Source organism: Flavobacterium luteum (assembly GCF_008806775.1).
Lineage (GTDB): Bacteria > Bacteroidota > Bacteroidia > Flavobacteriales > Flavobacteriaceae > Flavobacterium > Flavobacterium luteum.
The window spans coordinates 446,330-466,911 of sequence record NZ_WAEM01000001.1; the positions used below are offsets into that span (position 1 = coordinate 446,330).

Below are 20,582 nucleotides of genomic sequence, written 5' to 3' on the forward strand. Positions count from 1 at the left end.
GAAAGTAATCGGGATTTAAAATTTGTCATTTATTTAATATTATCGCTTCAATGAAAAATGTGATTTAAATAATTTTTTAACTTCTGTATTTGGCTCTATATATTCAACTGTAAACCAGTAATCAGTACCAGGTAAAAGTTGCCCATTTAGAGTACCATCCCAACCAGCACCAGAAGAAATAATTTGTTTTATTAATTTTCCGTAACGGTCATAAATATCAACTTTAGTATTTTTTAATGCTCCTATTTTCCAAGTATCATTTATGCCATCACCATTAGGAGTAAAAAATTTAGGATAGTCAATAAAAATAACTTTCTTAAACTCATTTGTACAACCTTGTTCGTCCGTAATAGTGACTTTAAATTCCCCGCTTTTTGGCACATTAAATACATTAGAACTTTGAGGAGCACTATCATCTAATTGATATAGAAATGGACCTGTACCTAATCCTGTTACCACTACTGTTATAATTGGATTTTCTGAAAATGCATCACTCACTGATACCTTTATATCATCTTCGGTTGCGGGAAGATTTTCAAAAACTTCAGCTTCTTCTTTAATTGATTGACAACCCGTATTTTTATTGGTTGCAATTACCGAATATTTCCCTTTTACGTTAACTTCAAAACTTCTAGAATTGGCTCCAGGTATTGGTGTTGGGCTATCATTAAAATACCATTTAAAATTATGATTTGTATTGCTTAAACCGGTATCTAATGTATAAGATTTAAAAGTAGTTTTTGTCACTTGATCGACACAAATAATACCATTTTCTAAAACGGGTTTTGGCAAAGGATTTACCTGTATAGTAACATCTGTTGGTTTTCCATCACATAAATTCAACGTTGGAATAATTGTATATTTTGCTATTCCAACTTTTGCATCAGCTATAAGAGGTTCTTTAATAATACCGTCAATTGAAATATCACTGTCTTTACCTCCTGTTACATCTGTTCTAAGCACTGTCCAATTAAATTGCGTTCCAGGAATACTTGGAGATAATGTTATATTAGTTGTTTCTCCACTACAAATTTTTGTCGATTGTGTTGTGCCAAAAATCTCAGGAGTTGGATTTACAGTTATGGTTACCGTTTCTTGAGGTCCAGTACAAGTATTCGATATTGGTGTAATAATATAATCGACAGTACCTTGAACAATACCTGTTGTTTTTATTTTTTGAGAAATAGCATTTCCATTAGATGAAAAAGCACCTGTAACTCCTTTTGGAACTACAGTCCAACTGAATGTTGTAGCAGCAACTTTACTATCATATTGAATATCTGTTACTTCTCCTGAACAAAGTGAAGGTTTTAGATTACTTGTTACATTTACTTCAGGCGCAGGGTTGACATTTACTGTAACTTCAATTGGTAGTCCAAGACAACCGCCTGAACTAGGTATAACAGTATATACTGCTTTTCCTGATGTAAATCCTGTAACAGTTAATTTTTGATCTATTTTATTTCCAGATGCTGAACTATCACCAATCACTTCTGTTGGAATTACATCCCAAGCAAAAGTAGTAACTGTTCCTGGAAGACTGCTTGATAAAGTAATATTAGGAGCCACGTCTGAACAAACTGTATCACTAGGAGGCGTAGCAGTTGCTATTGGTAATGGTAAAATGGTTACATTACTTTGAAACGTACTTGCACATAAACCTGCTGTAGGAGTAAACTCATAGGGTTTTACAATAGGTAAAGTAGTTGTATTACTTGTGTCTAAACTTGGTGACCAAGTTCCAGTAATTCCATTATTTGAAGTTATTGGTAATGGCTTAGGCAATGCCTCGTTAGCACATATAGAATCAAAAGGAGTACTAAACGTAGGTGCGACAATAGGATCTATCGTTATACTTTTAGATGCATCAACTGCATTACATCCTCCAACAGCAGGAAGTGTATAAGTTATAACTGATGTTCCTGGAGTAACTCCGGTAATTTCACCATTCAAATCAACAGTAGCAAACAAAATTAAAGATGAACTCCACGTTCCCGTTTTGTCACTAGCATCGGTAGTAAAAACAGTAGTAGTATCTTTACAAATATTTGTTTTTCCAGATATTGTTCCCGGGTTAGGTATACCTGTGACTTTTACATCTCTATTAGCTGTAGCAGCAGTACATACACCACTACCACTAACTGTAAAAGTTATTCTAGCTATTCCTGGTATTCCTGCAACTATATCGCCATTTGCAGGATTAACTGTTGCAACATTTGTATCGTCTGATGACCATATACCTGCTTCAAGTGAATCAGTTAAAAATGCAGTGTTACTTCCAACACATATATCTTGAATTCCTGAAAGAGTTCCTGCATTAGGTTCGGCATTGACTGTTATTGCAAGCGTTTCGATATCATTAACACCAACACAACCACCTGTTCCAAGCATAGTATAAGTCATTATTGCATTTCCTGCAGCAACTCCTGTAATTTCTCCTGTGTCAGCATCAATTGTTGCAATTGCTGTATCTGATGAACTCCAAACTCCTCCCAATGAAGTTGAAGAAAAAGTAGTTTTAAGTGCTACACAAACATTTGTATTGCCACTTAATGTTCCTGCAATTGGAGCTGCGGTTACAGTAACGTTAACTGGTTTGATATCGGAACAAATTCCTGAGGTACTTTTTATATAATAAGTGCCACTTGTTGCTATTGCTGTTGGTGTAGCCAAAGCTGTAGTTCCTGATGCATTAGTCCAGTAGGATAAGACTCCGCCTCCTGTAGTTCCTGCTGTAATCGCAGGTAAAGTAATATCAACCGTTGCTGGTGAACAAACCTCAGATGGATTGGTAATGTTTAAAACTTGAGCTGGATTAATTGTAACCACCACTGGTTTAATATCGGAACAAATACTGGAGATACTTTTAATGTAATATGTACCACTTGTTGCTATTGCTGTTGGTGTAGCCAAAGCAATAGTAGCAGCCGCATCACTCCAATACGATAAGGTACCACCTCCAATACTTCCAGCTGTAACCGCTGCCAAAGTAATATCAACCGTTGCTGGTGAACAAACCGCCGCTGGATTGGTAATGCTTAAAACTGGAGTTGTTGTTATTTTTATAATCACTGCTTTGATATCGGAACAAATTCCTGAGGTACTTTTTATATAATAAGTGCCACTTGTTGCTATTGCTGTTGGTGTAGCCAAAGCTGTAGTTCCTGATGCATTAGTCCAGTAGGATAAGACTCCGCCTCCTGTAGTTCCTGCTGTAATCGCAGGTAAAGTAATATCAACCGTTGCTGGTGAACAAACCTCAGATGGATTGGTAATGTTTAAAACTGGAGTTGTGGTTATTTTTACTATTACTGGTTTGATATCGGAACAAATTCCTGAAGTACTTTTTATATAATAGGTACCACTTGTTGCTATTGCTGTTGGTGTAGCCAAAGCAATAGTAGCAGTTGCATTGGTCCAATACGATAATACTCCTCCGCCTGCACTTCCAGCTGTAACCGCTGCTAAAGTTATATTAACTGTTGATGGTGAACAAATCTCGGCAGGATTGGTAATGCTTAAAACTTGGGCAGGATTAATTGTAACCACAACGGGTTTAATATCCGAACAAATACTGGATACACTTTTAATGTAATATGTACCACTTGTTGCTATCGCTGTTGGATTAGCTAAAGCAATAGTTGTAGCCGCGTCACTCCAATAAGATAAGGTACCGCCTCCTGTACTTCCTGCTGTAACCCCTGGTAAAGTAATATTAACTGTTGAAGGAGTACAAACCGCTGATGGATTGGTAATACTTAAAGCTGGAGTAACATCTACAGTTACGGTTTTAGATAAAGGACAACTCTTTGAAGTTGCAGTAGTAAATGAGATATCATCAATAGCAAAATCGTTTCCAGCTAATGCGATATTGGTATTAATAATTTGTATTTTAGCTGTGCTTGCAAGGGCAGAATTCCAAGTTCCCGATATCCTTGTCCAACCAGGACTTCCCGCATTAGATGCAGAAAGAGGTGCTATTCCAATTTGAACTCCATTAATTAAGACTTTAAATTGAGCTGGACTCGTTGCAACTGCGTTTTGTACATAAAAAGCAAAAGTATAGGTCTTATTATTTTCAGGAATTACAGTTTGAGACCAAATAATATTATTAGTAGCTTTAGTAGCTCCTTTAGTTACAAACATTTTTCCAATTCCACTTCTATCGGTACTAGAAATAAATGTAGCATCCCAAGAATTTGGATTACTTACTACCCCATAATCAAATTGTGATAAATTAGAACTTGTTGCAGTATATACAAAATCTGAAAAGAAACCAGCATTACCACTCTCAAAATCTCCATTAGATATTAGATTGGGATTAGCTACTGATGGAAGCCTAGTAGAAGTTGCTGTATAAGTGGTATTAACTGCTGGCGATACATTTGCTATACTACCACTTGGTATTACGACTCCAGTAGAAGCCGTCCAATTATAGGTTGCGCCTCCGTTAGATGCTGTTAATGTAACAGGGGAACTAGGTACAACACAGCCAGCAGCAGAGCTTACTAAAGTCATATCGGCTGGGGCTATAAGGTTTATTGTTGGAGTAACAACAGGAGGTGGTGATAACGGATCAGAATCTTTAACAGTAACTACATAAGAACCAGGACCTAACCCAGTAAAAACACCTGTGTTATTTGAATCCGTTTTTGTGCCTGTTAAATTATAGGTAAAAGAAGCAACACCACTATTGCGATAAACAATTATTGTCCCATCATTTGTACTAGGGCACGATGGATTCGTTTGCGCAGTAGAAACTGATAAACCCAAAATTGGTGGAGTTAACGAAATATCATCTATAGCAAAATTATGTCCTCCAATTGAATTAGCATTAACAGTAGACAACTCTACTGAAACCAATTGTGATACAGTTGGAATAATTTGATAAGTAACCTTTTCCCAATTTTTTGATAATAATGTTGAATATGTTGCAGTAGCACAACTTGTACAGCCTACTGGATTATATTTTATTGTTGGAGGCGGAGCTCCTCCATTTACAGTTTGATTTACATTTTTTATCCAATACGTAAATGTATATATTTTAAAAGCATCAAGTAATAATGGAGGGTCCTGTTTCCAAAATACTTTATTTTTATCCCCATCGACATACATCATATTACCTGTACCATTACCTATAACGCCATCTGTAGTGTCAAAAGTACTAACCAATGAGCCTGGAGACAATATAAATGGATCGTTTGTAATTGCATATATACCTGGATTCGAAGCGCCATTGTAAGGAACTTGAGTATGCGTTGAAGTATATCCTAGTGGTGATGGACTTGGTACACCAGCATTATAAGTTCCAAAATTACCATTAGTTAATAGATTTTGAGAATAAAAATTTACTGATGATAATAGAGTAGTTAAAAATATGAAAAAAAAAGACTTAATAAAATTTTGCATTACTTGAGGTATTTATTTTGGTAAAATTTGGTTTTAAACTACTATTTTTTAGTTAAACTTGTTTTTTATTGTAAAAATAAATCTAATAAATAAACAAATGATTTTAGCTAAAATCACTTTTCTAGACTATTTATTTTTAAAATTTAATCTAATTGTATTGGTTTACAATATTTTAATACAATAAAAAAATAAAAAAAATATAAACTAACAAAAAACAATATTACAAAAAAAATGATATAAAACAAATCTCAAAACGCCCTAAAACAAATTCATATTAATAATTTAACAATAAATAAAATAGTAACAATGAAATACGATAAATTTTTTAATAAAATTAGATAGCTTGATCCCTTAAAAAAGAAAATTTAATATTTAAAAATCTGTTTTTTAGTATTTCAATAATTCAAATAAAGCTTTTTCAAATCTACTTTTGGGTAAATATTGATCTTCTAACGTTTTTGTAAAAGGTATAGGACTATCTAAACTGGTAACACGTTTTACAGGACCATCTAAATATTCAAAGCAATCTTCCATAATCATTGCCGAAATATCGCTTGCGACACCACCAAAAAGAGTGTCTTCTTGAAGTAGAATTACTTTATTTGTTTTCTTTACTGAATTATAAATAGTTTCTTTATCTAATGGCTGTAAAGTTCTTAAATCAATTAAATCAGCAGAGATTTGGGGATTTATTTCTAAAGTTTCAATTGCCCAATGTACGGCTGCTCCAAATGCTATAATAGTAATATCGTTCCCTTTTTTTAACAACGTAGCTTTGCCTAAGGGCAATGTATAATACTCTTTAGGCACTTCTTGGTAAATGCTTCGGTACAATTGTTTGTGTTCAAAAAACAACACCGGATTAGGATCATTAATAGCTGTTGCTAATAGTCCTTTAGCATCATACGGAAAAGCAGGATACACTACCTTTAATCCTGGTGTTTTAGTAAACCAAGCTTCGTTAGTTTGCGAATGAAATGGTCCTGCTTGACTGCCTCCACCACAAGGCATTCTAATGACTACATCGGCTTTTTCGCCCCACCTGTAATGCGATTTTGCTAACAAATTTACAATTGGATTAAATCCTGTAGACACAAAATCAGCAAATTGCATTTCTACAATTGCTTTAAATCCATTTATGGAAAGCCCCATTCCAGCAGATACTACTGCACTTTCACAAATTGGTGTATTTATGACACGTTCTTTACCAAATACAGATACAAAACCATCAGTAATTTTAAATGCTCCTCCATATTCAGCAATATCCTGTCCCAAGATCACTAAATTATTATGCTTCATCATGGATTGTTTTAATCCTTGAGAAATAGCGTCAACGAAACGTATATTCTCCGTTTCATTCGAAGGTGTAACTTCTTCAAAATCATAAGCTTTATATACGTCGTTTAATTCAGTCTCATAACTGGCTATTATTTCTGGTTCGGAATTCGCTAACAACAAATTTTCTTCAATCTCTTTTATAAATTCGGCTCTCCATGTATCATCTTGAATTGTAGTAAGAACATTTAGTTTAATAAGATACCTTTTAAAAGTTTCTACTGGATCTTTTTCTGCCCACATGTCAATCAATTCTTGAGGGACATATTTAGTACCACTCGCCTCTTCATGACCTCTCATTCTAAATGTTTTGAATTCCAATAAAACGGGACGAGGATTGATACGCATTGAAGCTACTATTTCAGTAAGCTCTTCGAAAATTTCAAGAATATTGTTTCCATCAATAATATGGCTTTCCATTCCATACCCTATGCCTTTATCAGCTAGATTTTCACATCGGTATTGTTCACTTGTAGGAGTTGAAAGACCATATCCATTATTTTCTATAACAAACAAAACAGGTAAATCCCAGACAGAGGCGATATTTAAAGCTTCATGAAAATCACCTTCACTAGTAGCACCTTCACCAGTAAAAACGGCAGTTACTTTACCATTCTTTTTAAGTCTATTGGCCAATGCAATACCGTCTGCAATACCCAATTGAGGTCCTAAATGTGAAATCATTCCGATGATTTTATATTCTTGCGTTCCAAAATGAAAACTTCTGTCGCGTCCTTTGGTAAAACCGCTAGCTTTGCCTTGCCATTGCGAGAATAATCGAAATAAAGGAATGTCTCTTCCTGTAAAAACACCTAAATTCCTATGCATTGGCAAAATGTACTCGTCTTTTTCTAAAACAGCCGTAATACCCACAGAAATAGCTTCTTGACCTATACCTGAGAACCATTTTGATACCTTTCCCTGACGAATTAAGATAAGCATCTTCTCTTCTATAAGTCTTGGCTTAAGTAGTCTTTTATATAAATTTAATAATTGATTATCAGTAAGATTCTTTCTTTCAAAATTCATTATATTGTATCGAAATTTGTAACTTCTTCAAAAGTATAAAAAAATAACAGTTGGTACTTAAAAAGTATCATTTTTTTAAATTGATGAGTATTATAAAATTGAATTGAATAATCATCTTGCAGTAATGATTAAAAAAAAATACTAAAAAACGATTCTAGATATGTGTTTTTGTTCATTAATTTGGTATAAACTTTGAGTATACACTATCAAAAACACAATAACTTTGTAAAATTGTTAATAAATAGATTTAATTATTGAATTATTATTGATTAATACTGTTACATTTGAATATTATTTTAACAAATACCACTAATGAAATTATGAAAAACAAAATACTTTCGTTTGTATTCCTTGTGTTTACAACCTTTTCCTTTGCTCAAGTTACCAATACTTTATGGAAATCAACAGTTAAAAAAATCGGAGCAGTTACTTTTGAAAATAAAAGCAACATTAAAAATCCCCAATTATTTGAATTGGAACTTAACACCTTAAAAAAAGCATTATCGAAAACTCCTAAACGTTTTGTAAGTACTGCAAAATCTAATGTAATTGTCTCCTTTCCTATAACAGAAGGAACATTAGAAAAATTCAGTATTAAGGAATCAACTAATATGGATCCAGAATTATCAACAAAATACCCTGAAATAAAATCGTACGTGGGTCAAGGGATAGATAATCCCAACTCAACACTTTATTTCAGTATATCTCCTCTTGGATTCTACAGCATGTTGATTAAAGCGGACCAAACGGCTGTTTTTATTGAGCCATACACCAAAGATCTTAGTAGCTATGTTGTCTACACTAAATCTGATAAAATAGCATCACTCAATAAATTTGAATGTAAAATTATAGCTGCTACACCTAGTACAATAAAACTGAGTTTATTTGCCAGACCAAATGCTGATGACGGCAAATTAAGAAATTTCCGTTTAGCGCTATCTGTAACTGGTGAATATACCACTTATTTTGGAGGAACAAAAGCATTAGCTCTAGCGGCCATCAATAATTCCATGACTCGCGTAAATGGTATTTTCGAAAAAGACTTTGGTATTCACATGAATCTAATTGCCAATAATGATTTGGTAATTTATACTAGTGCTTCAACAGATCCTTATTCCGCCGCAACCACAGGTTCAAATGGAGCTTGGAATCAAGAATTACAAACTGCACTAACTAGTACAATTGGAAATGCCAATTATGACATAGGACATCTTTTTGGTGCTTCAGGTGGTGGTGGAAATGCAGGTTGTATAGCCTGTGTTTGTGTAAACCCAACAACGGCTGTGCCTTTAGGAAAAGGAAGTGGATTTACCTCTCCTTCTGATGGTATTCCATCAGGAGATAATTTTGATGTTGATTATGTAGCACATGAAATGGGACACCAATTTGGCGGTAACCACACCTTTACCCACAGCAATGAAGGAACTGGAGTTCAAATGGAGCCTGGAAGTGGGTCAACCATTATGGGATATGCTGGTATTACTACCTTAGACATTCAAGCGCATTCAGACCCATACTTTCATGCAATCAGTGTACAGCAGATCACTAATTATATCAAAACAACCACTTGCCAAACTACAACCGTAACTGGAAATTCCATTCCAACAGCAGGTGCAGGTTTAGATTATACAGTTCCTAAAAGCACTCCGTTTATGCTAACAGGAACAGGAACTGATGCAAACGGTGATGCTCTTACTTATGATTGGGAACAAATGGATTCTCAAAATACAGCCGCTGCACCTAGTGCCACGAAAACATCTGGAGTTAATTTTAGATCCTACAATCCAACTACATCTCCTACAAGATATTTCCCTAAAATGTCTTCTGCATTAACGGGAGCAACGACTACTGCAGGTTTAGAAATTACGACAGAAGCCTTGCCTTCAGTTGCACGTTCCTTGAATTTTAGAGTAACTGTTCGTGATAACAGAGCAGGCGGACCTGCCAACAATAGCGATGATATGATTGTAACAGTAAATGCTACCGCTGGTCCATTTACAGTAAGCTCACCAAATACTGCTGTTTCTTATGTGGGGAATTCTATACAAACCGTTACATGGGCAGTAGCCGGTACTACCTCCAATGGGGTGAATTGTGCCAATGTAGACATTCTGATATCTACAAATGCTGGAAGCACTTGGACAACTTTATTGGCTGCAACTCCTAATGATGGTACTCAAGCAGTCACAATTCCAAATACTGCTGGAACACAAAACAGAATCATGGTAAAAGGAAACAATCATATTTTCTTTGATGTTTCAAACACAAACTTTACAATAACAGCAGCCGCAACTGATACAACAGCACCAACAGCACCAACAAGCTTAACCGCTTCCGGAACCACTCAAACCTCAACCAACTTATCTTGGACTGCAGCTACTGATAATGTAGCGGTAACGGGTTACGATATCTATCAAGGGGCTACCTTAAAAGGATCGACTACTACTGCAACAATATTTGCAATCACTGGATTGACTGCTTCAACAGCGTATACGTTTATTGTAAAAGCGAAAGATGCAGCAGGAAATGTTTCTGTTGCCAGTAATACTGCTAGTGTAACTACTTTGGCAGCTTCCGATACTACTGCTCCATCTGCTCCAACAAACTTAGCCACTTCTGGAACCACTCAAACCTCAACCAACTTATCTTGGACTGCAGCTACTGATAATGTAGGGGTAACGGGTTACGATGTCTATCAAGGGGCTACCTTAAAAGGATCGACTACTACCGCAACAACATTAGCAATCACTGGATTGACTGCTTCAACAGCATATACGTTTATTGTAAAAGCGAAAGATGCAGCAGGAAATGTTTCTGTTGCCAGTAATACTGCTAGTGTAACTACTTTGGCAGCTTCCGATACTACTGCTCCATCTACTCCAACAAACTTAGCCGCTTCAGGAACCACTCAAACCACAACAAACTTATCTTGGATTGCAGCTACTGATAACGTAGCAGTAACTGGATACGATGTGTATCAAGGCGCTTCTTTAATTGGATCGACTACTACCGAAACAACATTTGCTGTAAGTGGATTGACTGCTTCAACAGCGTATACGTTTACCGTAAAAGCAAAAGATGCAGCAGGGAATGTTTCTATTGCCAGTAATACTGCTAGTGTAACTACTAATTCAGTATTTGGTGGAGGTGCAACAGACTTAATATTCTCCGAATATATTGAAGGCACATCATTCAACAAAGCCTTAGAGATAGCCAACAATACAGGCAGTGCTGTTGATTTATCTGTCTATACTGTGAAAAAACAAACTAACGGTGCTGGTACTTGGAGTTCGGGTTTAGCTCTATCGGGATCTTTAAACACTGGAGCTAAATTTGTCATTGTACACAGTTCAATCGCCTTAACTTGTTACAGCACTTCTTCAGCAAATATATCTACGGCAGCAAATGAAATGACATATAACGGAAATGATGCTATTGGTTTATTTAAAAATGGAGTTCTGATTGATATTATTGGAACTTTTAACGGAGGAACGGCTAATTTTGCTATAGATGTTACAATCAGAAGAAAAACTAACATAACTTCTCCTAATTCAACTTTTAACCTCACGGCCGAATGGGATTCTTATGCAATAGATAGTTGTGGGGATTTGGGTAGTCGTTTTGCAAATACAGCCGCAAAAGAAAATTCTAGTCTACTAAATGATTTCAAAATATATCCAAACCCAGTAAAAGGAGATGTATTGCATATTTCTTTCGCAGATAATGCTTCCTACAGAATTATTAATACATTAGGTCAGGAAATTACTAAAGGAAAAATTGAGAATGGTAGCTTATCGGTTTCGAAAATCAATGCAGGAGTCTATTTATTAGAAGTTTCTAACAATGGAAGTACTACAGTAAAACGTTTTATTAAACAATAAAATGAGACTCTGTTTAGTAATTTAATTCTAATTGAAACAGTTACATGTGTATTCATGTAACTGTTTTTAATTGGTTTCTACTCTGAACAAAAAAGAGATTTGCATTGAAATTAGAAGTTTAATTAGCTATTTAAATTAATCTACGTTTTTATTTAATTATCGATAAAAAAATAATCAAAAAAAGAATTGGTAAATATTTAAATTTTAATTAATGTCCACCACTAATTTTTTGATCAAAATGAATGCCTTGATTTTTCAATATCCCACTAACTTTCCAGGCATAAAAAGCCAAATAAGCAAAACATAAAACACCAACAATATAACTGCTCTGAATTCCAATACTTTCTGAAACCGTTCCTTGTAGCCAGCTTATAATTCCACCACCCATAATCATCATAATTAAGAAACTACTTCCCTGGCTGGTGTGTTTTCCCAATCCGCTTACCGCTAAAGTAAAGATGCACGGCCAAAGTGTACTACAAAACAATCCTACACTTGTAAAAGCATAAACACTCACCATTCCGCTTGTTGCCATTCCAGTAAATAAAGCCACAATTCCTAATAAAGAAAAAATCAATAACATTCTTGCAGGATTCCCTTTACTTGCCATATCAGCAGCAATTAGAATCAAAATAATTAATCCGTAGATATAAAAAGGAGTTAAATCGTGTTTTGCAACTGCATTAACCAACAAGAAGACTCCGAAAGCCAAGTATGGAGCTATAAATCGTAGAATTTTTTGAGTACTCATATTATCAGTAAAAGCTTCTACAGCTCCTGTCCAACGACCAATCATTAAACTCGCCCAGTATAAAGAAATATATGGTGCAATATCACCAATAGCAAAACCTAATTTACTTTCCATATAAGCTGGTAAATTACTGACTGTAGAAACTTCAACCCCTACGTAAAGAAAAATAGCAAACATTCCCAAAACTAATTGTGAATATTGTAATGCTGAACTTTTTGAAGAATTTGCATCATCAATTGTTTCTTCAATTGTTTCTGGATGTTCTGGTAAAGAAGACAGTTTTAATAGTACAGCAACAATTAAGAAAGCCAATCCTAATACTAAATAGGGAATCTTAACACTTTCGATACTCATATCTGTATTGCCCGATGCTGAAGCACCAAAAATAGCAAAACTCACAATTAGGGGTCCAATGGTGGTCCCAAAATTATTAATTCCTCCAGCCAAAGTTAATCGTTGCGAGCCAGTTTTAATTGGTCCTAAAGCAATCGCTAATGGGTTGGCTACTGTTTGTTGCAAAGAAAACCCTAATCCTACTGTAAATAAACCTGCTAACATTAAGGGATAAGATCCTGTATTTGCTGCCGGATAGAATAATAAAGTCCCTAGAGCAGAAATTACAAGTCCTAATGCTAATCCATTTTTATATCCAATTTTATTTACTAAATCTTTTCCCATTAATAAAGAAATTCCCATATATATTAATGAACCTATAGTATACGATATATAAAAAGCGATAGAGACAAACTGACTTTGACCTTGTGTTAAGTCGAATGCTTTTTTAAATACCGGAATAAGAATATCATTACTTGCAGCAACAAAACCCCAAAAGAAGAATACAATTACTAAGGGAATAAATTGTCCCCATTTGGTTTGAACATTTTCTGAACTCATATAAATTTAGTTAAAAGGTTAATTTAAAATTGAATAGATTTATCACATACTAGATTTTTGGTACTAAAAATAATAATATAATAAAAAATTAAAATTTTTATAAATATACATTTATTAGTGAAAATTACTAATAAATGAAAAATTAATTGTTAACGAAATTTAGCTTCATTAAATAGTTTTAAAAAACTATTCTGATTTTTTGATTTCGCTCTTCACTCCTATTCCATTGTTATTAAAAGCTTCTATTTGGAAATAATATACATCTGATTTATCCAATCCATTAAAGTAATATTCATTTTTACCATATATCATAATAGATCCATATAATTTATCTGGAGATTTACCAAAATAAATAACATAACCATCAGCATTAGGTTCTTGTTGCCATTTGAACCAAACATTTCTTCTTTCTCCTTTTACTTTTGGACCTGAACGCAAGGGGACGAAATTTTGAACTGTTTTTGGTTTTTCTCCACTTCCTTTTCCAAAAACTCTAAAACCGCTAATTGCAAATTTCCCAGTTGGCATTTCAATATTTTCTAGTTTCAAATACCTTGCTATTGATGGATTTTGAAGTTCAATATAATCATGAGGAACATCAGTTATTTTTTTACTTTTATCAATTAAAGTCTTCCAATTTTTTCCATCACTAGAAGCGTAAATAATATACTTGTGACCTAATGTAGTTTCAGGTTTTCCCATAATTTCAACGTCTTGATCCGCATAATTAATTTGAATTGCATTAATGGTACTAAGCTCTCCCAAATCTGAAATCAAATATTCTCCTTTATTTGCAGTTTTTGCTGACCAATAGGTTTTTATATCTTCATCTACAGCATAATTTGCCTGATAGCCTCCAAGAGAAGATGAAACTTTAATGGGTTTGTTGTAATTCAACAACATCCAACCTGAAAAGTTTTCATTAAGATGATTCTTTTTTTCTGAGGGTAAATACGTTGGATAATCGCCATAAGCTGTATTACTATATAAAATATCATCTTTATCAAAACCAGCTGGCCAAATGCCAATACGTCTTTCGAAGTTGTTTTTAGTACAAATTCCAATAGTTGAAACATGCCAATATTGATTATTCATATCCTGAAAAGTAGCACCATGCCCTGCTCCTCTTGCAAATCCTCCTGGTTTATAGGAGAAAGGATTATGAGACTGATATTCAAAAGGACCTAACGGATTTTTACCAACATATACACCATCTGCATACCCACTGAATTCGGTTCCAGGTGCTCCGTATTGCAAATAATATTTATTGTTGTACTTAGTCATAAAGGCGCCTTCAGTAAAAGGTTGCAAAAAGGTATTGTCATTATGTTCGCCAAAACGTTCCCAACCGTGTTCATCATCATTTAAAGCTAAAATTGGAATGCGTTCTCCTTCTGGCTGAAAAGTCTTTCGATTGAGTTTTACTCCGTAAAGTGGATACAAATTACTGGAACCATAATATTCATAGACTTCATCTTTTTCCTTATCCCAAAAAATCTGAGGATCCCAAGCAGCAGTTTCAGATTTATGAACTAGTTCCTTCCATTCGTTTTTTTCTGGATTGGTACTCATCCAAATGGGAAATTCTTTGCCTTGAGTAGAACCAACCACTAATAAAGTATCATTAACAAATGACAATGATGGTGCACACAATTCATCGTATACTTTATGTTCTGGGCGAAGGAATTTTCGGGAGGTAAATTTCCAATTTAGCATATCTTTACTATGCCAATACCCCCATTGATTGGTAGAAAAAAGAAAATATTCTCCTTTAAAAAAAGTGATTACCGGATCAGCAGTAGCGCGGTGTTTTCCTTGGGTTATAAAATTGGGAATTGGGCAATAGCCATAATCAATATTAATGGGATTACAATAGGTTTTTTGTTGGGCAATTCCATAAGTTGAATTGATTAACAGTAAAAATAGTGCAATCCGATATTTCATTTAGATGTAGTTTTAATTAATTGGAAAAAAGCTTATTGCTGTTCCTCCACCAGCGGCTAATACTAATTTTAATTTTGTTTTTGAGGTTACTAACAATGATTTAATTTCATAATTAATTGGATTCTTTTGCCAATCAGCTGTTTTCCCATCCTGATAAATAGTCGCTTTGTATTTTTTATTTGGTGTTAAAAAATCTAATTTTATTTCTGTTTTTCTAGAATTTTCATCAGTAATTGCTCCTAAAAACCAATTTTCTGTTCCTTTTGCTTTTCTGGCAATCGTAAGATAATCCCCAGGTTCAGCTTCTAAATATTTACTGTCATCCCAATCAGCGGCTACATCTTTTATAAACTGAAAAGCATCTGGATATTTCTCATAGTTTTCAGGTAAATCTGCAGCCATTTGCAATGGAGAGTACATGGTTATATAAAGTGCTAATTGTTTTGCTAAAGTAGTGTGAACCTGCTCTTTTTTTGAAGCATTATAGTAGCTCATCTTAACTTCAAAAATCCCTGGTGTATAATCTAATGGCCCACCCAATAGTCGTGTAAATGGCAAAATGGTTTCATGCATAGGAGGATTTCCTGTACTCCAAGCGTTAAACTCATTTCCACGAGTAGCTTCGGCTGCGATATAATTAGGATAGGTTCTGTTATAACCAGTAGGTCGAGAACTTTCATGCGAATTGACCATCATTTTATAATCGGCAAACCGTTGCGCTACAAAATTATAATGATTGACCATAGTTTGCCCGTCATGAAACTCTCCTCTTGGAATAATTCTTCCTACATATCCCGTTTTGGCTGCGGTATAGCCATATTCTTTCATTAAGTTTAATGACCGATCTAAATGCCTTTCAAAATTGGCTACAGAACCTGAAGTTTCGCTATGCATGATCATTTTAATCCCTTTTAATTTAGCGTAATCATTCACTTCTTTTAAATTAAAATCAGGATAAGGAGTTAGAAAATCAAAAACATTTTCTTTCCAATTGCCAAACCAATCTTCCCAACCTACATTCCAGCCTTCAACCAGTACACCGTCAAAACCATGTTTAGCAGCAAAATCGATATACCGTTTTGTATTGGCGGTTGTTGCACCATGTTTTCCTGAGGGTTTCAACTCTTTATCTAATGCATTTTGAGCATTTTGAGAACCTGCATAATCCCAAGTCGATTTCCCGACATGCATTTCCCACCAAACACCAACGTATTTCATTGGTTTTATCCAAGAAGTATCATCAATTTTTGAAGGTTCATTTAAGTTTAATATCATTTTAGAACTTACAATATAACGAGCATCATCACTAATCATTATGGTTCTCCAAGGAGAAACACATGGCGTTTGCAAATAGGCTTTATCTCCCAATGCATTTGGTGCTAAACTGGATTTCAATTTATATGTTTGCGTTTCTATATCCAGCTGCATGACTGGATAATTGACAACGGCTGCTTCAAAAACATTTAAATAAATTCCATCAGAAGATTTCATCATTAATGGTGTTTGCACCATAAATTTTTTATTGATTGCTTTAAAACCAATTCCATTATTTAAATTAACTTTATCGGTATTTATTTCTGAAAAAAGAGTTTCCTCATAAATGTACTCGTTGGTATCAAAATCACCAGGCAACCAAAAAGTTTTATGATTTCCAGTTAAATTAAATTCAGAAACTTCATCAGAAATGATAAAATAATTCAGTTTTTGTTGTTTTGGAAAATCATACCTAAAGGCAACTCCTTCATCAAAAACTCTGAAAATAATATTTACTTTAACGTTAACTTTAGTTTGAGAAAGAGTAATTGTTAGCTCATTATAATGATTCCTAATTGTAGCTTGCTCACCCAAAACAGGTTTCCAAGTTTCGTTGAAAGTACTTGTTTTTACAGAGTCAATTTTAAAATTGGAAGCCAAATCAATTCCGCCTTTTAATTTTAAACCTTGAAAACTTTCTAGAATTATGGGTTTGTTTTTATAGGTTACAGCGTAATTGGGTTTTCCGTTTTCTGAAAGTTTAAAATTTAATGTTATAGCTTTTGATGGAGATTGAACACTCTGAGAATTAATATTTCCCATTGCCAAAAGGAATACTAAAGAAAAAATAAATTTCATATGTTTTGTTTTAAGAAAGTATAAAAGTAATTAAATTAGTTTGGTATTTAAATAACCCTTCATTTAAATCATGAAGGGTTTTCAAACATAAACACCAAAAAAAAAATCAATTTACTAATTCAAATTTTTCTTTTAATTGGGTATCCGAATTTCCTCCAATAAAAACTTCAAATTCACCAGTTTCAGCAACAAATTTTAAATCAGAATTATAAAATTTTAAATCCTCTTGTGAAATTTGAAAAGTTACTGTTTGCTTTTCTCCTTTTTTTAAAGCAATTTTTTGAAAACCTTTTAATTCTTTTAAGGGTCTTGTAACAGTGCCTACTAAATCTCTTATATACAATTGTACTACTTCTTTTCCATCATAATTTCCAGTATTAGTAACATCAACTGATACTTTCAATTTATCATTAGTATTCATTTTTGAAGAAGAAAGTTTCATATTACTGTACTCAAAAGTAGTGTAACTTAATCCGAAACCAAAAGGAAATAATGGTTCATTTCGTTCATCAATATAATTAGATTTGAACTTTTCAAATTTTCCTTCAATGTTTCCTAACGGTCTTCCTGTATTTTTAGAAGCGTAATAAATGGGTACTTGACCTAAGCTTCTTGGAAAAGTGGTAGTTAATTTTCCTGATGGATTTTCATCGCCAAACAAAACATCTGCAATAGCAAACCCAGCTTCGCTACCTGCAAACCAAACCTCTAAAATAGCAGGAACGGTTTCGTTTTCTTGCTTTAAAACTAATGGCCTTCCGTTAAATAGAACTAAGACAACGGGCTTACCCGTTTTTAATAATTCTTGTAATAAATCTTTTTGGGCTTGAGGAATTTCAAGATTGGTTCTACTACTGCATTCACCACTAAATTCAGCTGATTCTCCTAGTGCAGTAATAATTACATCTGATTGATTGGCAATTTTCAAGGCCTCAGCTATTAACTCTGCTGCAGTTCTTTTATCTCTGTGTAATGTTTTTCCAAACATAGTCCCTTTTTCTTCAAGAATAGGGTCATAATCGAGGTTACTTCCTTTTGCATAAAGTACATTAGCAGAAGTTCCTACCACCGCTTTTATACCAGCTATCAACGAAATGGAATTTTCTTGTTTAGTAGCAACACTCCAAGTTCCCGCCATATTTTCTTTAGCATCGGCCAATGGACCAATAACAGCAATAGTTCCAGATTTTTTTAAGGGCAACAATTGATTCTGATTTTTAAGTAGAACTAAAGATTCAGTGGCAATTTTTCGAGCTTCACTCCTATTTGAATTAGTGAAAATTTCTGTTTTTGCTCTATTACTATCACAATATTTGTAAGGGTCTTGAAATAATCCTAAATCGTATTTTGCATTTAAAATTAATCGAACGGCGTTGTCTATTTTGTCTATAGTTACTTTTCCTTCTTCTAATGATTTTTTTATGGTGTTTAGGAATCCCTCACTAACCATATCCATTTCTACACCTGCGTTTAGTGCTAAAGCTGATACTGTTTGCAAATTGCCTATACCATGATATTCCATTTCCATAATTGCGGTATAATCTGTAACTACAAAACCTTTAAATCCCCATTGCTTTCTCAGAACATCGGTCATTAACCATTTATTTGCTGTAGCTGGAATTCCATCTACTTCATTGAAAGAAGCCATTACCGAACCTACGCCAGCATCAATAGCCGCCTTATAAGGTGGAAAATAATCGTTGTACATTCTAATTCGGCTCATATCAACTGTATTATACTCTCGCCCTGCTTCTGGAGCTCCGTAAAGCGCAAAGTGTTTTACGCAAGATAAAATAGTACTGTTTTTAGATAAATCATCGCCTTGGTAACCTGTAACCATTGCTTTTGCAATTTGACTTCCTAAGTATGGGTCTTCTCCGCTACCCTCAGAAACTCTGCCCCAGCGCGGATCACGAGAGATATCTACCATTGGAGAGAACGTCCAATTTATCCCATCTGCACTGGCTTCTTGGGCTGCTATTTGCGCACTTCTTTTTATTAAATTCATATCCCAAGTACAGGATAATGCAATCGGAATTGGGAATGTGGTTTCGTAGCCATGAATAACGTCCATACCAAAAAGTAATGGAATTTTTAATCGCGTTTTTTCAACAGCTATTTTTTGTACTTCTTTTATTTTTTGAACTGATTTGATGTTGAATAATCCTCCTACTTTTCCTTGTTCGATATTTTTAGCAACGTTAGAACTATTGGCTTGACCAGTTGTAATATCTCCAGAAGTAGGCAAATTCAATTGACCTAATTTTTCTTCTAGAGTCATTTTAGCCATTAAATTGGTGACAAAAATATCTTTAGTCTCAATTATTTTATTTGCTTTTGATTTTTGAGAATAGGTGGAGATTACTCCAAATAAAATTAACGGTAGTAGTATATATTTAATTTTTATCACTTTAATTTATTTTTTTACTTGAAGAAACATCCAATTGTATATTTCAGGATTATTATACACTCTTGTCCAAGAGTCGTGACCAGCGTCGTCAAAAATAGTCAGTTTAACAGTAGCATTACAAGATTTTAATGCTTTATATGCAGAAATTGCAAAATCAACATTTACAACATCATCTAATAAACCATGAAAAATTTGAGTAGGTATTGTTTTTATTTTACAGATATAATCCATATCATATAAATCAACATAGCCTGAAATTGGAACTACTGCTGCAAATAATTCAGGATAAGCAATAGCCAAATTAAATGTTGCCCATCCTCCTGAACTTAATCCAGTGACATAAATTCTATTAGCATCTACATTATTCTCTTTTTGAATTTTTAAAATCAATTGATAGATTATATTGACATCCCAATCTTCATTTTCTAAACATTGAGGTGCTAGAATATAAGCATCTAATTCGTTATTTTTTAAATATTTAAAAGGACCATTTGTTTTTACTTTTTCAATATCTGTTCCTTTTTCTCCATCACCAGATATAAATACAATTAATGGCTTCTTTTCTAAACTATTTTTAGGAATGTGCAATGCATATCGTACTTGTTTTTTTACAATAACTTCGGTTTTAAAACTTCCTTTTTCATCTGATTGTGAAAAACAAAATTCGGTGATAATAAAAAATAGCAGTAATACGATTTTATTCATTCAAATAACTTTATTAATCTTAATGATTGTGAAATTATTATTCGAAGCGTTCTCGATACATTTTTTGTTCCTCGTCTCTTCGAGTTTTTCAAAATTGTAAATTTTGAAAAGT

General features: G+C 33.9%; 8 protein-coding genes. 1 reads left to right on the forward strand and 7 read right to left on the reverse strand.

Translation table 11 applies throughout. The features are described 5' to 3' along the window. Positions 1–39 precede the first annotated feature (39 nt). Together F6464_RS02160 and F6464_RS02165 are read right to left on the reverse strand one after the other, a co-directional pair. Positions 40–5,409 (reverse strand): T9SS type B sorting domain-containing protein, encoded by a 5,370-nt coding sequence (locus F6464_RS02160; protein WP_151106105.1) that lies wholly within the window; start codon positions 5,407–5,409, stop codon positions 40–42. A gap of 387 nt (positions 5,410–5,796) precedes the next feature. Next, positions 5,797–7,773: an alpha-ketoacid dehydrogenase subunit alpha/beta gene (locus F6464_RS02165; RefSeq protein ID WP_151106106.1), complete on the reverse strand. Its 1,977-nt coding sequence runs from the start codon at positions 7,771–7,773 to the stop codon at positions 5,797–5,799. A gap of 320 nt (positions 7,774–8,093) precedes the next feature. On the opposite strand from F6464_RS02165, the gene F6464_RS02170 reads away from it, so the two are divergent. Continuing rightward, positions 8,094–11,654 carry a reprolysin-like metallopeptidase gene (locus tag F6464_RS02170; protein ID WP_151106107.1) on the forward strand — a complete coding sequence of 1,187 codons (3,561 nt, stop codon included), beginning with the start codon at positions 8,094–8,096 and terminating at the stop codon, positions 11,652–11,654. A gap of 208 nt (positions 11,655–11,862) precedes the next feature. On the opposite strand, the gene F6464_RS02175 is transcribed toward F6464_RS02170, so the two are convergent. The 5 genes from F6464_RS02175 to F6464_RS02195 all read right to left on the reverse strand — a co-directional run bounded on the left by F6464_RS02175 (position 11,863) and on the right by F6464_RS02195 (position 20,470). Then, positions 11,863–13,299, reverse strand: coding sequence for an MFS transporter (locus F6464_RS02175; RefSeq protein ID WP_151106108.1), 1,437 nt, complete (start codon positions 13,297–13,299; stop codon positions 11,863–11,865). A gap of 186 nt (positions 13,300–13,485) precedes the next feature. Next, positions 13,486–15,243, reverse strand: a complete 1,758-nt coding sequence (locus F6464_RS02180) for a discoidin domain-containing protein (protein WP_151106109.1) — start codon at positions 15,241–15,243, stop codon at positions 13,486–13,488. Positions 15,244–15,255: 12 nt separating this feature from the next. Then, positions 15,256–17,355: a glycoside hydrolase family 97 protein gene (locus F6464_RS02185; protein WP_151106110.1), complete on the reverse strand. Its 2,100-nt coding sequence runs from the start codon at positions 17,353–17,355 to the stop codon at positions 15,256–15,258. A gap of 106 nt (positions 17,356–17,461) precedes the next feature. After that, positions 17,462–19,756: a beta-glucosidase BglX gene (gene bglX / locus F6464_RS02190; protein ID WP_394349386.1), complete on the reverse strand. Its 2,295-nt coding sequence runs from the start codon at positions 19,754–19,756 to the stop codon at positions 17,462–17,464. Positions 19,757–19,771: 15 nt separating this feature from the next. After that, entirely contained in the window at positions 19,772–20,470 is a 699-nt protein-coding gene (locus F6464_RS02195) for a carboxylesterase family protein (protein ID WP_151106111.1), read from the reverse strand. Positions 20,471–20,582: the final 112 nt, after the last annotated feature.

Bases quoted from the DNA above. Each gene is read 5' to 3' on its own strand.
- F6464_RS02185 (WP_151106110.1), bottom strand. From the start codon at position 17,355: ATGAAATTTATTTTTTCTTTAGTATTCCTTTTGGCAATGGGAAATATT.
- F6464_RS02165 (WP_151106106.1), bottom strand. From the start codon at position 7,773: ATGAATTTTGAAAGAAAGAATCTTACTGATAATCAATTATTAAATTTA.
- F6464_RS02195 (WP_151106111.1), bottom strand. From the start codon at position 20,470: ATGAATAAAATCGTATTACTGCTATTTTTTATTATCACCGAATTTTGT.
- F6464_RS02175 (WP_151106108.1), bottom strand. From the start codon at position 13,299: ATGAGTTCAGAAAATGTTCAAACCAAATGGGGACAATTTATTCCCTTA.
- F6464_RS02180 (WP_151106109.1), bottom strand. From the start codon at position 15,243: ATGAAATATCGGATTGCACTATTTTTACTGTTAATCAATTCAACTTAT.
- F6464_RS02160 (WP_151106105.1), bottom strand. From the start codon at position 5,409: ATGCAAAATTTTATTAAGTCTTTTTTTTTCATATTTTTAACTACTCTA.
- F6464_RS02170 (WP_151106107.1), top strand. From the start codon at position 8,094: ATGAAAAACAAAATACTTTCGTTTGTATTCCTTGTGTTTACAACCTTT.